General features: G+C 58.4%; 9 protein-coding genes. 7 read left to right on the forward strand and 2 right to left on the reverse strand.

Going from position 1 to position 15,053, the window contains the following annotated elements; translation table 11 throughout:
- The first annotated feature begins 6 nt into the window (after positions 1-6).
- From LQ249_RS06980 to LQ249_RS07000, 5 genes are all read left to right on the forward strand, one after another.
- The gene (locus LQ249_RS06980; protein ID WP_232566321.1) at positions 7-468 is read left to right on the forward strand and encodes a hypothetical protein; all 462 of its coding nucleotides are present in this window, start codon (positions 7-9) and stop codon (positions 466-468) included.
- A gap of 132 nt (positions 469-600) precedes the next feature.
- On the forward strand, positions 601-2,562 hold the full coding sequence (locus tag LQ249_RS06985; RefSeq protein ID WP_232566322.1) for a hypothetical protein: 1,962 nt from the start codon (positions 601-603) through the stop codon (positions 2,560-2,562).
- Positions 2,559-4,316, forward strand: a complete 1,758-nt coding sequence (locus tag LQ249_RS06990) for a hypothetical protein (RefSeq protein WP_232566323.1) — start codon at positions 2,559-2,561, stop codon at positions 4,314-4,316. Before LQ249_RS06985 ends, LQ249_RS06990 begins: the two co-directional genes overlap by 4 nt.
- Complete coding sequence (locus LQ249_RS06995; protein ID WP_144419301.1) at positions 4,313-6,862, forward strand: hypothetical protein; 2,550 nt, start codon at positions 4,313-4,315, stop codon at positions 6,860-6,862. The genes LQ249_RS06990 and LQ249_RS06995 overlap by 4 nt, the downstream gene beginning before the upstream one ends.
- A 70-nt stretch (positions 6,863-6,932) precedes the next feature.
- A complete protein-coding gene (locus LQ249_RS07000) occupies positions 6,933-9,344 on the forward strand; it encodes a phage tailspike polysaccharide lyase family protein (protein WP_232566324.1) in 2,412 nt (803 codons plus the stop codon).
- Positions 9,345-9,375: 31 nt separating this feature from the next.
- Here LQ249_RS07000 and LQ249_RS07005 read toward each other — a convergent pair whose 3' ends face one another.
- Both LQ249_RS07005 and LQ249_RS07010 read right to left on the reverse strand, forming a co-directional pair.
- A complete protein-coding gene (locus LQ249_RS07005; protein ID WP_232566325.1) occupies positions 9,376-10,557 on the reverse strand; it encodes an O-antigen ligase family protein in 1,182 nt (393 codons plus the stop codon).
- Between the two features lie 42 nt (positions 10,558-10,599).
- Positions 10,600-11,799 (reverse strand): hypothetical protein, encoded by a 1,200-nt coding sequence (locus LQ249_RS07010; RefSeq protein WP_232566326.1) that lies wholly within the window; start codon positions 11,797-11,799, stop codon positions 10,600-10,602.
- Between the two features lie 604 nt (positions 11,800-12,403).
- Here LQ249_RS07010 and LQ249_RS07015 point away from each other — a divergent pair.
- Entirely contained in the window at positions 12,404-14,512 is a 2,109-nt protein-coding gene (locus LQ249_RS07015) for a molybdopterin oxidoreductase family protein (protein ID WP_102617512.1), read from the forward strand.
- 86 nt (positions 14,513-14,598) lie between these two features.
- A complete protein-coding gene (gene grxD, locus LQ249_RS07020; RefSeq protein ID WP_046384543.1) occupies positions 14,599-14,937 on the forward strand; it encodes a Grx4 family monothiol glutaredoxin in 339 nt (112 codons plus the stop codon).
- Positions 14,938-15,053: the final 116 nt, after the last annotated feature.

Raw genomic sequence — 15,053 nt, forward strand, 5'->3', positions numbered from 1 at the left:
TGCTGGATGGCATTGATACCAGTCGCTATTGGCCTGGCCGGCAGCATGATGCAGGCCCAGGGGCAAAAGCAGAACGCTGGGTTTCAGTCGGACATGATGCAGCAGAACGCGGCATTCAAACGGCAGACCGCAGATGAAACAATCAACGCCGGGAATACCTCGGCGGACTGGCAGCGCGTGCGGACCGGGCAGGCGATTGGCACCCAGCGCAGCGTGCAGGCTGCCAACGGGATCGACGTGAATAGTGGCAGCGCTGCGCGGTTGCAGGACGACACCGCCATGCTCGGCGAGCTGGATGCCCTGACGATCCAGAACAACGCCGCGCGCGAAGCATACGGCTATCGCGTACAGGCCAAACAAGACCTGCTTAACGCCAACCAGACCGTACAGAACGGCAACACTGCCGCCACAGGCTCAATCCTCGGTGGCTTGGGTAGCGCCTTTGGCTCATTCGCGGGGGCTCGATAAATGCCACGGGTACCGACATACGACACGGCGCAGGTACAGCAGCAGCCGACCAGACCTATTCAGTTGCAGGGCGTTGCACCTGACACCACGTCTATTGCTCAGGGGCTACAAACGCTTGGGCGCGGCGCACAGATGCTCATGGATAAAGAGCGCGAGAAGGCCGATACCGCGCTGCTGATGGATGCCGATAACCAGCTCACCAAGTGGCAGCAGCAGAGCATGTATGGCGAGAATGGCGCCTACACCCGCAAAGGCCAAAACGCCCTGGACGTTACCAACCAGACCCTGGATCAGTTCGACAAGGCTCAGGCCGATATCGCTAAAACCCTGACCAACGATCAGCAGAAGGCCAGGTATGCGCAGATCGTCAACAGTCGGCGTAACTCCCTGTCCAATGACCTGAACCGCTACGAGTACGGCGAACGTCAGAACTATTACGGCCAGGTCGAAAAGGCCCAGCTCGAAACGTCCATGCAGGGCGCGGCGCTGGAGTATCAAGACCCGGCCAAGGTCGACCAGTACCGGCAGAAGGTTGATGCGGTGCTAACCAGTCGCGCCGAACGCCTCGGCCTTTCGCCTGAGGCCGCCCAGGCCGAGCGCCTGGAAACCAACAGTGGCATGTCCACCGCGGTTATCCAGCGGATGCTGATCGACTCGCCGCAGAAGGCCAAGAGTTACTACGAGTCCTACAAGGACACAATGACGGCCGAGGATCAAATCCGCACGAGCAACGGCATTGACCAGGGCTTTCGTCGTCTTGAGGCAGAGGCCCGCCAGCGCCAGGTGGAAGCACGCCAGATGCAGGCCATCAACCGCATGGAACTGAGCAGCCGCGTGCAGGATGCCAGTGCAGCCTATTCCCAAGGCCTTGACTTCGAAAATCCGCCATCGAAGGTAGACTTTGCCGCAGCCTACGGGCCCGAGAAGGGTGCCAAGGAATACGATCGGTTTTCAAAGGTCCAGGCGCTAGCCCCCGCTATCCGGGAATTCGCCACCGCCGACCCGCAGGAGCGACAAGCAATCCTGGGCAAGTTCCAGCCAGCTCAGGACGGCACCGCCGGCGAAGGCTTCAAGGAAGACAGCCAGCTTTATCAGCACCTGACCAACGTGGGCGTGCGCCTGATGAAACAGCAGCAGGACGATCCTGCTGCATACGTGGCCAAGTACAGCCCGACCGTGCAGCAGGCGTTCGCCGCTGCGCAGCAGGACGGAACACCAGAGGCCTATCAGGCTTACGCGCGCACCACGCTGGCCGAGCAGCAGCGCTTGGGCGTCAAGCAGCCCAAGCTGTTGCCGGACGCCGCCGCCGACCAGATGGCTGCCAACTTCAACACCAAGGTTAACGGTGGCGAGAATGCCGCCACGATGATCGAGCAGCAGCAAGAGTTATGGGGCAAGGACTTCCCGACGGTACTGCAGCAGATGGGCAACAAACTCCCGGCCGAGGCGCAGGTTATTGCCACCGGCTTGCCAAAGGATGTAGCTGAGCGCATGGCCTCGGTGGCTGCAATCAAAGACAGCGACCTGAACGCAGGGCTACAGAAAGGCCAGAAGGACGACATTGTCCAGTCAGTTCAGCAAGCACTGGTGCCTTTTGCAGAGTCTCTGCAGGGCCAGTCAGGCGGCATAAACACCTACAGCACGATGTACAAGGCGGCGTTGCGCACGGCCACGTCATACGTTCTCCAGGGCGAAAGCCCAAAGGACGCCGCCAAGCGCGTAGTGGGCGGGATGGTCAACGATAAGTACGACTTCTTCGGCACGTACCGCGTACCTAAAACCCAGGACACCGAGGCTGTCAGCCGTGGCGCAGAGCAGGCCATGCGGCAGATCAAGCCGGAGGAGCTGATGCCGCTGCCTGGGTTTGCGGGGGTTACCGAGGAACAGAACCGCAAGCAGTTGCACGACGCCCTGCAATCAAGCGGCCAGTGGGTGCCGAACGAGGACGAGACCGGTCTTTCGTTGACCCTGAACGGCTACCGCGTGCGCGGCGCTGACGGCAAGCCGATTACTCGCAGCTGGACTGACCTTCAACAGAAAGGCTTGTCAACACCAGAACGCCGTAAAGGCCCAGCCCTGGGGATTTACAATTGACCATCTATGCAGGTGACGCCCCGGTCCTTGACCGGCGGACGATGCTCGATATCCCGGCAGATTCGGGCGAGGTGTGGGACGCGTCGTTCGGAGATAACTATTCCAACAACGCCACGTCTTCGAACTTGCGTATGCGTGCGATCGAGGAAGAGGAAATTGGCAAGCCCCAGGTCGGCGCAGGCCTTGGCCGCCTTCCATCGCAGCGACTCGCTCCAGACACGCCGCTGCTGGACGCCCAGGCCGCGCGGGACAAGGTTTCGGGAATGGGCCTGGATATCAAAATCCCTGAGCAGGGTATTCGCGAAGGCGCCTTAGACATCCTTATCGATCGGCACCGCGAGCAGGCCGCCCGCCAGCAGGTCATGACGCGGGCGAACGGTGGATCGTTCGGCACGCAGCTGGCCGCAGGTCTCGCTGCATCCCTTCTTGACCCGCTCAACATTGCGTCAGCTTTCGTACCTGTCTATGGCGAGGCTCGCTACGCCGCCATGCTTGGGCGTGCCGTGTCTCCGCTGGGCCGTGCCGGTGTCCGCGCTGGCGTTGGCGCGGTAGAGGGCGCTGTTGGTGCAGCAATCCTTGAGCCACTACCTCTGCTGGCTGCTCAGCAGGATCAGACCGAATACGGCCTATCCGACTCTCTGGCCAACATCGCCATGGGTGGCCTTTTGGGTGGCGGCCTGCATACCGTCGGCGGTGCTGTTTCTGATGCGTTACGCCGGCGGATTGCCACAGAGCCGACGCCACAGGTCGAGAGCGTGTTGAACTCCGCTGACCGCCAGCCCTCGCAGCCTCTGCGCGCCGCCGACTTTGAGCGCATCTTTGACCAGGATCCCGAAACCGCTTTGCGCGGTGCGCTTGCCCGCGATCTTGAGGCCGACGGCGCAACGCTGTACCGCAATGCCGAGCGCCAGGCTATCGACGAGATACGCCCGACTTTGACGGATGAGCGTGTGGGCAACGTGGCAGACCTACGCGTCGAACGTGTTGCGCTGACTCAGCGCGCGATGGGCCTGGATGCGACATTTAAGGACCTTGCTAAAGAATTCCAGGGCCAGCGCATGACCCGCAAGCAGGCAGAACGCGCAGCCCGCGACACCATCGCCGCCCAGCGCGAGCAGATCGGCGCCCGCCAGGCTGAAATCAACACCACCCTGGAGCGAAACCGCGCCGGTGAGTTTGATCGGCGTGACCTCGGTTTGATTGAGCGGGGGGAGGTGCCGGAGCGTTTGCGCCCGCAGATAGAGGCTCGCGCCAAGCAAATCATGCAGGGTTATCAGCAACGGCCGCTGGGCTCTGCCATCCGCACCGCGCGTGAAACTGCTCAGGATGCCGACTGGACCGTGCGCGACAGCGCCTTGCGCACCGCGGTGGCCCAGGCCGTCAGCGGTCGTGATATCGACGTGCAAGCGCTGTTCGATCTGGAGGCACCAGGCAAGGCCGCTGGCGCCATGGAGTACGTCAAGCGTCCACTGGCGCGCCGGGTTGATCCAGAGGGCCAGGCCGAAAGCCTTCGCGCCGATACCTCTCCAAAGTCTCAACCCCAGGACGACTTCGAAGCCACTCGCCAGCAGTTCGACGAGGACGAAGCCCTGGTCAAGGAAATGCTGGATCAGCTTCCGGAGAAAGACCGGGCCGATGTTCTGGCCGCCAGCCGTGACGAAGCTGACGCCGCCCAGGCCCAGGCCGACCGCGCAGAACAATACTCGAAGGCATACCGCGCTGCCGCTGTATGCGACATAAGGAACGGACAATGACCCCTTGCATCGACGCTGTACGGGCTGCCGCTGGCAATCTGGAAGACAGAGAAATTGCCGAGATCTTCGAACTGTTGCGGGGGAGAGCCAAGGAGCTGATAGCCAGGGAGGGCGCCTTGGGCATGGAGCAGGCAACGTTGCGCGCGGCTGATGAGCTGGGCAAGCAGGCCCAGCACGCGGCACTGATCGAGAAGCGCAATGCCTTGCTCAACCTGCGTCGGCGCGGAGAGATTGTTTCGTTCGTCCGCGGCAGCTTTGCCGACCGGCCAGACCTGGGCATTGAATCGCTGCTGGTGGGTACAAACCTGGCGCGCCAGGGCTCGCGCATGTCGGTCGCCGCCGAGCAGAAGGCGCTGGGCGATGCCTATATCGGTGGGTTCATCCATGATTTGGAGCGCCAGGACCTGGTGGCAATCCTGGCCAAAGGTGATTCGGATGTTGATATCGCCGATGCGCTCTGGAAGATCGGGACCAAGCAGGACACCTCAAAGCTCAACGACCAGGTGGTCAGCATTGCCCGAACCATTCAGAAGTACCAAGAGGCGGCGCGCATTGATGCGAACCGCGCAGGTGCCAACATCGGCAACTTACCCGGGTACATCGCCCGCCAAAGCCACGACGGCGAGAAGATCGGTTCTGCAGGCTTTGATAAATGGCTTGAGGAAATTCAGCCGCGGCTGGACGCCCGCACGTTCGACGATGTAGCCAACCCCACCCAGTTCCTGCGCGGCGTGTACGACGGCCTTGTCTCTGGCGACCACCTCAAGGCGCCGGGTGATAAACCAGCAAACGGCTTCAAGGGGCCGGCCAACATCGCCAAGAAAATCAGCCAAGAGCGAGTTCTGCACTTCAAGGACGGCGTGGCCTGGCATGAGTACAACACGCTGTTCGGTACCGGAAACCTGCGCGAGGCAGTGTTGCGTGGTCTGGATATGGCCGGGCAGAACACCGGGATCATGCGCCGCCTGGGCACCAACCCAGAGGCCAACCTCAACATGGCCATGGATATCCTGGCCGAGGACGTGCGCAAGTCGGGAGACCCGAAGGCGCTGACCAACTTCAATACCGCGCGCGGCAACATGATCGCTAACCGCTTTGCCGAGGTCAGCGGCGCAACACGGATACCTGGAAATGCATGGGCGGCCAGGATATCTGCCAACGTCCGGGCCTGGCAGTCGCTGTCAAAGTTGGGCGGCGCGCTGCTTTCGAGCTTCGCCGATCTGCCGGTGGCCGCCAGTGAAATGCGGTACCAGGGCAAGAGCTTCCTGGGTTCGCTGGGCGAAATGACCGCCGGCCTTGCCAAGGGGCGCGGAAGCCTGGAGCAGCGTGAAATCCTGTCGAGCTTCGGGGTTTATGGGGATTCGATGCGAGGGGAGATCATGCGGCGGTTTTCTGCCGATGACTCTGTGGGCGGGAAGATGTCGCGGGGAATGTCGCTGTTCTTCAAGCTGAACGGCCTGTCCTGGTGGACTGACGCCAACAAGGCAAGCGCTGGGCTGATGATGGCGCACAACCTGGCCCAGAATAAAGGCAGGGCCTGGGGCACGATGGACGCGGGCCTGCGCCGCACGCTGGGACTGTACGACCTCGACGCGGGCAAGTGGGATCTGTTGCGCGGTATGGATACCCGCATGGCTGACGGCCGCGACTACATGACCACCGATGGCATCCCAGGCATCCCCGACGAGCGCATCAGCGCATACCTCGCTGAGCAAGGGCGCAAGGTCTCCGCGTCGGCTATCCGTGAAACACGCGAAGGCCTGGAACGCAGCCTGCGCGCCTACGTGAACGACCGGGTCAGCTATGCGGTGCTGGAGCCGGATGCCCGCACACGTTCGATCATGAACCAAGGCACCAGGCCGGGCACGATCATGGGCGACCTCAACCGGTTCATGACCCAATTCAAGAGCTTCCCTGCTGCTTATATGCAGAAGACGTTGGGCCGGGAGCTGTATGGCCGAGGCTATGCGCCGACGCCACTGGGTGAGGGATACCGGGGCAGCAAGGATCTTATTGCCGCCCTACGCAACGGAAACGGTGAGCGCTTGGCCATGGCCCAGTTGCTGCTGTGGACCACGGCGTTCGGGTATTTGTCCATGTCGGCCAAGGATGCGGTCAAGGGCCGCCAGCCCCGGCCGGCGGATGATCCCAAGACGTGGATTGCTGCAATGACCCAAGGCGGTGGGTTCGGGATCATGGGCGACTTCATGTTCGGTGAGGTCAGCCGCTTCGGCAACAAGCCGCTGGAAACGCTCGCCGGCCCAACCTTGGGCACCGCTGCCAACGCGCTGGACCTGTGGGCGAAGATCAGATCCGGCGACGACGCCGCATCGTCTGCGCTGCGCCTGGCCCAGAACAACACACCATTCCTCAACCTGTTCTACACCCGCATCGCCATGGACCACCTGTTCCTTTGGTCTGTGCAAGAAGCCATGAACCCCGGATCGCTACGTCGGACCGAACAACGCATCCAGCAGGAAAACGGCCAGAAGTTCCTGGTCAAGCCATCGCAAAGCTACCTCGACCCATTAGGCATCACTCGATAACAGAAAAGCCCGCCACTGAAGCCCGCCACTGAGCGGGCTTTTTTTCGTCCAGAGAAAAGGAGTCACAACCGTGACCGTCAACACAACAGAGAGTAGCGCGCTATTTGCAACCAACGGGGTAACGACCAATTTCCCTTTCTACTTCAAGTTCCTGGCAAATGAGGACCTGATTGTCACTTACATCGATCCGCAAGGGGTAAGCACTCAACTGCTCTTCGGCACGCAGTACACCGCCAACGGGGCAGGGAGCGAATCGGGCGGGAGCGTCGTGACCAGCACCGCCTTGGCAGGCCCTGGCCAGTTGGTGGTAGCGCGGGAAATGGACGTGCTGCAGTTGACGTCCTTGCGTAACCAGGGGAAGTTCCTGGCAGAAATCCATGAGGACGTGTTTGATCGGCTGACCATGCTGATTCAGCAAGGGTTCTCACTGTTCAAGCGAGCGCTTATTCGGCCGCTTGGTCTCGATTACTTCTTCGCAGAGAACCGCCGGATCACCAGCGTTGCAAATCCCATCGGACAGCAGGATGCGGCGACAAAGCAATCTGTCGAGACCTACCTTTCCTCTATTCTGGCGACCGGTCAGGGCCCTGTTAACAACGCCGCAAACGTGCTGTATGCGCCATCGCTCAGTGGAATCACAACCACGGTTGCCGCCGCACTGGACGACCTTCAGCGAGTTACCCAGGGCGTTGCCTTCGTGGCCAATCCGGCGAGCTTTGGCGCAATTAACGATGGTACGCGGCATCCTCTTTCCGATCGATTCGCAACTCTAGCGGCGGCCCAGGCGGTTTACCCGCACGCTACGTCACTCACCAACACCATAGACTGGGCGGCGTTTCAGGCCGCACTCAATACCGGGCTGCCTGTTCGCTACAGCCGCATTCCGTTTATCAACAAGGAGTTGAAAGCAGTTCCTGGCAACGTAAGCATTGCTGCCGAACCCGGGGCGTTCATCGACGCCACGGCAAGCGACTTTGTAGGAACGAACGCCCTCAGCTGCACTGGGTCAATCACGCAGATTGCATCCCTGGCGTCCAACGTCACCGCCGGCTCTCACGTTCTGCCCTTCGCGACGGCGCACGGCCTTGTTTCTGGAGACTGGATTTGCATCTGGAATCCTGTAGGCACCAGCTTCTCTGCGTTCAGAAGCTATTACCACGCGGGAGAATGGGTGCGCGTGGACAAGGTGCTTACTTCGACCAGCGTGAATCTGGCGGGCAATCTCTATGCCGACTACCTGGCCGCCGGCGTGCAAATCTACAAGCTCGCCAAAAACGACGTGACGCTCATTGATGTGTACGTTCGCAGCAGCACCACGGTTACCAACACAATTTTCCTTGAGTCGATCACCAGGCTGAGAACTCGCGGCCTCCGCGCCAACGCCCTGGGCGAAGCTGGAATCGTGATATCGAAAACACCTGACGGCGTGCTACTGGACGGATCAGCTTTCAATCCGGGCACCACTGGAGACGATTACGGGATCATCACAGCGAACTCACAAAACATCCTGGTATCTGGTGGCCAGTACCATGCACGCCGCCATGGCGTGGCTATGGGCGGCTACGCAGGCGCTGGCTGCGTGCCCTGCCGAAACGTGATTATCAGTGAGGCGACAATTACGAACGATGCCACGTCGGGCGTGCATGCGGCGGATATGCACGGCAACTCCGAAAACTGCTGGTTTGTAAACAGTCATATCCGTGGCGGCGGGACATGGCAAGGAAAGAACAATGGCTATATTGGTGGCAGTATCAGCGCCATGGATCTCGGCTGTGTGATCTATTCGTCGGAAATGCTCGGCGGGAACTTCACGTTGGACGGTGTCGCGCTTTCCACGTTTACCAATCCGCAAGGCACTGGTCGCGGGATCATTGATGTCGGCGGTCAGAACAATGCCCTGACGGCCAACACTGACGGACCTGTAAACCTTCTCGTTAAAAACTGCACGCTGAATGGTAAAAACCTCACCAACATAACGTTCTTCCTGCTGTTTCGAAATGCGGGGTCGGTGAACAAAATCAGTGTCGATATTAACGGCATGAATTTCAACGTGAACAATATGGGCTTTGTAATTCGAAGCGCGCTTGATTCCGGTACTGCGTCCTCGGATGGGTTCTCGATACAGAATCTGTCAGGAAACTTACCGCAGGGTGTTGCCTTGCATGGCGCCTCTACCGGCACCTACCCAACACTGCCGCACAGGTTGCCAGGGCTTACCTACACGCAAACCGTTACGACGTCCACGGGGGCAAGCTTCGTGACAGGCACGCCCATTGCCTACCGTTACACCTACCCCAAGGTGCCGGCAGTAGTGGTGAGCACATCGAAAATTACGTTTATCGGCTCTATCACGCCAATTGCGGGCGCTGATCCAGATACCGAAACGGGGTTCACGCCATCCATCAGAACACCGAACGCCAGCAATTTCACCGCTGCCGTTCCGGTCAAGTTGAATTGTAAGATTGGATTGTCTGAGTTTTGAGTAACAGGCGGCCGGACGCCCGGCCGCTTCTTCAGCTTTCTTGCTTATCGATGGCTGTATCTGCCTTAAATTCGCTGGATGCCATTCCCAACGCCACCGCTACCAGTGGGTAGGCAAAGTACTTGCCGAATATCAGCAGCACGATCGTGGCCGCGAGCATGCCCAGGCAGAGCGCTGTCCCATGAGACCTATCGCCATATACCAATGCGCTTACCGCGAATCGTTTTGTAGGCGAATAGAGCAGAAAAAGGAAGTAGAGGAAACCAAAAATGCCTAATTCCTGCCAGGCCGACAGGATGTTGTGGATGTAGTAGCCGGGCTCGTAATTCCCATAGTCCCCAATAATTGGGCTAGCAAGTATCTTCTCAAATCCCTCTCTAGATATTTCGTCTCTTACGTTTGATGACTCGTCTTTAGACAGGTCCATAAGCTGGGTGATTCTGTTGTCTGCAATTTCTGGATCAATCGACACCAGGGCTACGAGCGCTATCGCCGCCAACGCAATTGCCGCAACGGGAGTTATGATTCTGTACTTTGAAGCGGAGGCCTCGAAGACAAGGAATAGTATAACGAACCCTACAAACTCGCTTCTTGCGCTGTTCAAATAAAGGCAGATCATGCCAAGCGCAAATATTGCATTTCTGCAAAGCCTTGACTTGGCCTTTCCAATTGTCAAAGCAAGAGGGCAGATGTACGCAATTGCAAATGTCTGATAGCTTGCAACACTTTCTGGAGTTTCTGACAAAAGCTCAATTGAGAAACGCCCGCCAGAAGACAGGTAAAGTATCGTTGCACTCATTAGTAGCGTGGATGCAGTTATCGTCTTCTTAAATGTTTCATCTGTAATGTTTATGTTTTTGAATATATGGAAGCATACAAGCATATTTATGAATAGTAGGAAGTTTGATTGCGCGTTCTCTGTGTGGTACTCGTTGATATAGCTTATGGCGGAAACTAATCCAAACAAAAATATGAATGCATAAAATAGCAGGTCATGTTTTTTTATGGTCATTTCTTTTGTTGTTGTTATTACGGAATTCACCAAAAAAACAGAGAGGAGCACCGCGCCGACAAAGCTGATGTAACCGCCCAGGACGTGCGGTATGTAACCGATGCCGGTGCCAACATGGTAAAAAAAAGCACCGGGGAATAGCAGCACGAAAGCAAGCACTGCAAACTTTTCAATTCTGGTTGGCGTTATAGTCGTCAGCATGTCCATTGCTCCTTGGTGTTCCGTAGGTAGCGCGAGCCTTAATTATTGCAGGTTGCTCGCGTAGCTTGTTGAGCAGCCTGGCTTGGTCACTTTGTAGATTGCCCCGTATTCATCCGCCTTAGCTGGGGATATTTTTGATAGCGCTGTATCGGCTGCCGTCCAGGACCTCAGATTTGACGTGGTCACATATAGTGAGCCTTTAAACGGAACCATAGCGGTAATGCGCTGGCCGAAGAATGCCGGGTTCAGATCGTCGTCCGGTCGGTACGAATGCGGGATGAAGGGCTCGTCTTCTTCTACGCTGAAAAACCGGTTGAAGAATTCCCACTTCCCGGCGGCATGGTCGTATCGCCACACTTCACCCTTCGGCCAATAACCAACAAACAAGTCTCCGCAGTAAGAGGCCATCGTCTGCGCCTCATAACCCATACGCTTGTCTGAAAGCTCTGCAATTTTCGGTGGCGTCATGTCGGATGGTTTTAGCTCAGCGCCATCAAACTCATACAGACGGCCCGTCGGCCACTCTCCCAGAAGAACCCGCCCTTGATAGTTTATTGAACTGTAAAACTGTATTCCCCTAGGGGCGGACAATACTGGTAGCTCGGAACTGGCGCATGAATAAATGTCGTCATGCATTGACATTCTGCACCACTTGCCATCTTTGAAAAGTAAGGCCTCTCCATAGTTTGTTATGGATAATAAGGAGTCTTTCTTTTTTGCGTAAACATATGGGTAAGTGCCCTTTAGAAAATCAATCGTTGGGCACGCGCCATCACCCAGCAGCGGACAGGCTGAAATAGTTCCGGCATAAGAGTCGTAGTCGAATATATAGCTGTCGGTTTTGTATGCGTTGTCAGAGGCTATTTTTGAAGTGTTGTATATCCCCAACCAGTTTCTCTTATAGCTGATGCTGTTCCCTCTGTCCTCAAAATAAAGATTCCCGCCGCTTACAAAGGCATATCCGGTATGAAAATCTTTTGATGGTTTTTTCAATTTTTTTATTGAAAAGCTTTTGTTGTTTTCAATAAATTTATGGGTGCCGCCAGGCGCACTTTGGGAATATGTTTGCCAGTGATCAACCGGCGAAGATATAAAGCGCTTCTCTGTTTGGTCCGACGAATTGTTCGTCGCTTCGTCAGCAAAGGCCCACTGAAAACTGGCGATAGAAAAAGCCAGAGTAAAAAACTTAAAGCAATAACGCGCACTTCTTAGCACTGCATAGTCTCTCAATCGGTCATTCATGCTTCATCGCACTCGGCCTTGCCTTGTGAAAATGGGCAAGGTTGGTCGTGCGTCGTCCCCCAAAGGCATCCCGCGCGACTGCGCGCCCAGGATCATGGCGGCGGATTCTACAAGCGAATGCCTGGCATGTCTTAATTTGGCTTGGTATTTGGTCGGCAGGACGCCAGAGAGGGCTGGGCCAATTTCTGGGCCAGTGATGCGGGTAGGGGCGGGGCAGCATGGGGAATTGGCAAGGATGCAAGCCCCCATGTAAAGGAAGAAAACCCCATAAAGCCCCGGAACGCAGTCATAATTAAATGTCGCGTCTTACCAATAGGGCTACGGTGTTTAGGGGTGTTCAGACAGGCGCGAGAGCGCTTTTGAAGACGATTTCCTGACAGCAGCGGGTCATTTGTACACTGGCCCTGCGACCTTTTGCAATCCGCGAGGGCGGGGCCAGGCCTGGCTGCGTCGGTTTCAGGGGCACTTCGGCAGGTTTTGAAACATTTTCTCACGCTTGCCCATGGCCTGGCCTGATGCCCTTCGATTCACGCGACGAACGTTGCTGGTGCCCGCCGCAGTCGCGGCCCATAGTCAGGCCAAAGCCCTAATAAAGAGACTGGCCATGACCAAGACTCTCCACCACCGTGCCTGCCATCTGTGCGAAGCCATCTGTGGCCTGACCCTGGAAACCACCCAAGCCGAAGACGGCAGCCTGGCGATCACGTCGATCAAGGGCGACCCACTGGACACCTTCAGTCGCGGGCATATCTGCCCCAAGGCAGTGGCGTTGCAGGATATCCAGAATGACCCGGACCGCCTGCACCAACCCATGTTGCGGGTGGGTAGCGAATGGCAACCGATTGCGTGGGAAGACGCCTTCGCGCTGGTGGCCGAAAAACTGGCGGGCATCCAGGCTCGCTACGGACAGAATTCAGTGGCGGTGTACCAGGGCAATCCCAGCGTGCATAACTACGGGCTGATGACCCACAGCAATTACTTCCTTGGCCTGCTCAAGACACGCAACCGGTTTTCCGCGACCTCGGTCGACCAGTTGCCTCATCACCTCAGCAGCCACCTGATGTACGGCCATGGCCTGTTGTTGCCGATTCCGGATATTGACCACACCGACTTCATGCTGATCCTCGGCGGCAACCCGCTGGCGTCCAACGGCAGCATCATGACCGTGCCCGACGTGGAGAAGCGCCTCAAGGCCATCCAGGCCCGGGGCGGCAAAGTGGTGGTGGTCGACCCGCGGCGCAGCGAGACGGCGGCGATTGCCGATCAGCACCTGTTTGTACGGCCCGGTGGCGACGCCGCGTTGCTGTTCGGACTGCTCAACACGTTGTTTGCCGAAAACCTGACCCGTGCCAGTCACTTGCCAGTCGACGGCCTGGACGACGTGCGCCGCGCAATCGCCGGGTTTACCGCTGAGGCCATGAGCCGCCAGTGCGCGCTGCCTGCCGAGCAGATCCGCCAGTTGGCGCGGGATTTTGCCGCGGCGGACAGGGCCGTGTGTTACGGGCGCATGGGCGTTTCGACCCAGGCATTCGGCACGCTGTGCCATTGGCTGGTGCAATTGATCAATCTGGTCACCGGTAACCTGGATCGTCCAGGCGGCGCCTTGTGTACCACGCCAGCGGTGGACCTGGTGGCCTCCACCTCCGGCGGGCATTTCAATCGTTGGCAGAGCCGTGTGTCGGGGCGTCCGGAGTACGGTGGCGAGTTGCCGGTGTCGGCGTTGGCGGAAGAAATGCTCACCGAAGGTGAAGGACAGATCCGCGCCCTGGTCACCGTGGCCGGCAATCCGGTGCTATCGACGCCGAATGGTCGCCAGTTGGAGCAGGCCCTGGATGGGCTGGAATTCATGGTCAGCGTCGATCTCTACATCAACGAGACGACGCGTTATGCCGACCTGATCCTGCCGTCCACCTCGGCGCTGGAAAACGATCACTACGACACCACCTTCAATATGTTCGCGGTGCGCAATGTCAGCCGTTTCAATCGTGCGATCCTGCCCAAGCCTGACGGCGCGCTGCACGACTGGGAGATCTTCGTCGGCCTGGCCAAGGCGTTTGCCGCGCACACCGGGGTTGCGCTCAAGCCGACCCTGCCACCGGCGCAGATGATTGATTTCGGCCTGCGCGCCGGCGTGTATGGCGATGCTTCCAGCCACCAATTGTCGGTGGCAATGCTCGCCGAACACCCCCACGGCGTGGACCTGGGGCCCCTGACGCCCAATCTCGCCGCGCGCCTGAAAACCGCGAATGGCCGGGTACAGGCCGCGCCGGCCGTGATTCTGGCGGACCTCGCGCGCTTCGCGGCGCAACCGCTGCCACCGGCCGACGAATTGCTGTTGATCGGCCGCCGCCATGTGCGCAGCAACAATTCCTGGATGCATAACTATCACCGCCTGGTGAAGGGCAAGCCCCGGCACCAACTGCTCATGCATCCGGAGGATCTGGCCCGCCGCCAATTGAGCGACGGGCAGCGGGTGAAGGTCAGTTCGCGCATCGGCATGATCGAGGTCGAGGTCGCGGCCAGCCTGGACATGATGCCTGGCGTGGTCAGCCTGCCGCATGGTTGGGGCCACGGGCGTCCGGGCGTGCAGATGACGATCGCCAGCCGTCAACCGGGTGCCAGCGCGAACGACCTGACCGACGAGCGGCAGTTGGATGAGTTGTCGGGCAATGCCGCGCTGAACGGCGTGCCGGTCCACGTAGCTGCGGCATAAGGTCTCCGAGCACCACGCTGGGATTTTGCGTTACAATGCGCCACCGTGCCGACCTGTGAGTCGCAAAGTTCCAGCCGAGGTGTTCCATGGATATCATCGAAACGATCAAAGAGCAGATTGCCAACAACACCATTCTGCTTTACATGAAGGGCTCTCCCAATGCCCCGCAGTGCGGCTTCTCCGCGAAAGCGTCCCAAGCCATCATGAAATGTGGCGAGAAATTCGCTTATGTGGATATCCTGCAAAACCCGGAAATTCGCGCGAACCTGCCCAAGTACGCTAACTGGCCGACTTTCCCGCAACTGTGGGTAGCCGGTGAGCTGGTCGGCGGCAGCGACATCATCAGTGAAATGTTCGAGAACGGTGAGTTGCAGACGTTGGTCAAAGACGCAGCGGCAAAAGCGGCAGCCCAGACTGAAGCTTGATTGGCCTGCAACAAAAAGCCCCGCTTCTCATACGAGAGCGGGGCTTTTTTGTGCTTCATCTGTAGGAGCGAGCTTGCTCGCGAAGAACGTCAACGATAACGCGGGCCCCCTGATGG

The organism is Pseudomonas sp. 7-41, from assembly GCF_021233075.1.
Classification (GTDB): Bacteria; Pseudomonadota; Gammaproteobacteria; order Pseudomonadales; family Pseudomonadaceae; genus Aquipseudomonas; species Aquipseudomonas veronii.

Bases quoted from the DNA above. Each gene is read 5' to 3' on its own strand.
- LQ249_RS06985 (WP_232566322.1), top strand. From the start codon at position 601: ATGCTCATGGATAAAGAGCGCGAGAAGGCCGATACCGCGCTGCTGATG.
- LQ249_RS06980 (WP_232566321.1), top strand. From the start codon at position 7: ATGGCATTGATACCAGTCGCTATTGGCCTGGCCGGCAGCATGATGCAG.
- LQ249_RS07015 (WP_102617512.1), top strand. From the start codon at position 12,404: ATGACCAAGACTCTCCACCACCGTGCCTGCCATCTGTGCGAAGCCATC.
- LQ249_RS07010 (WP_232566326.1), bottom strand. From the start codon at position 11,799: ATGAATGACCGATTGAGAGACTATGCAGTGCTAAGAAGTGCGCGTTAT.
- LQ249_RS07005 (WP_232566325.1), bottom strand. From the start codon at position 10,557: ATGCTGACGACTATAACGCCAACCAGAATTGAAAAGTTTGCAGTGCTT.
- LQ249_RS06995 (WP_144419301.1), top strand. From the start codon at position 4,313: ATGACCCCTTGCATCGACGCTGTACGGGCTGCCGCTGGCAATCTGGAA.
- grxD (WP_046384543.1), top strand. From the start codon at position 14,599: ATGGATATCATCGAAACGATCAAAGAGCAGATTGCCAACAACACCATT.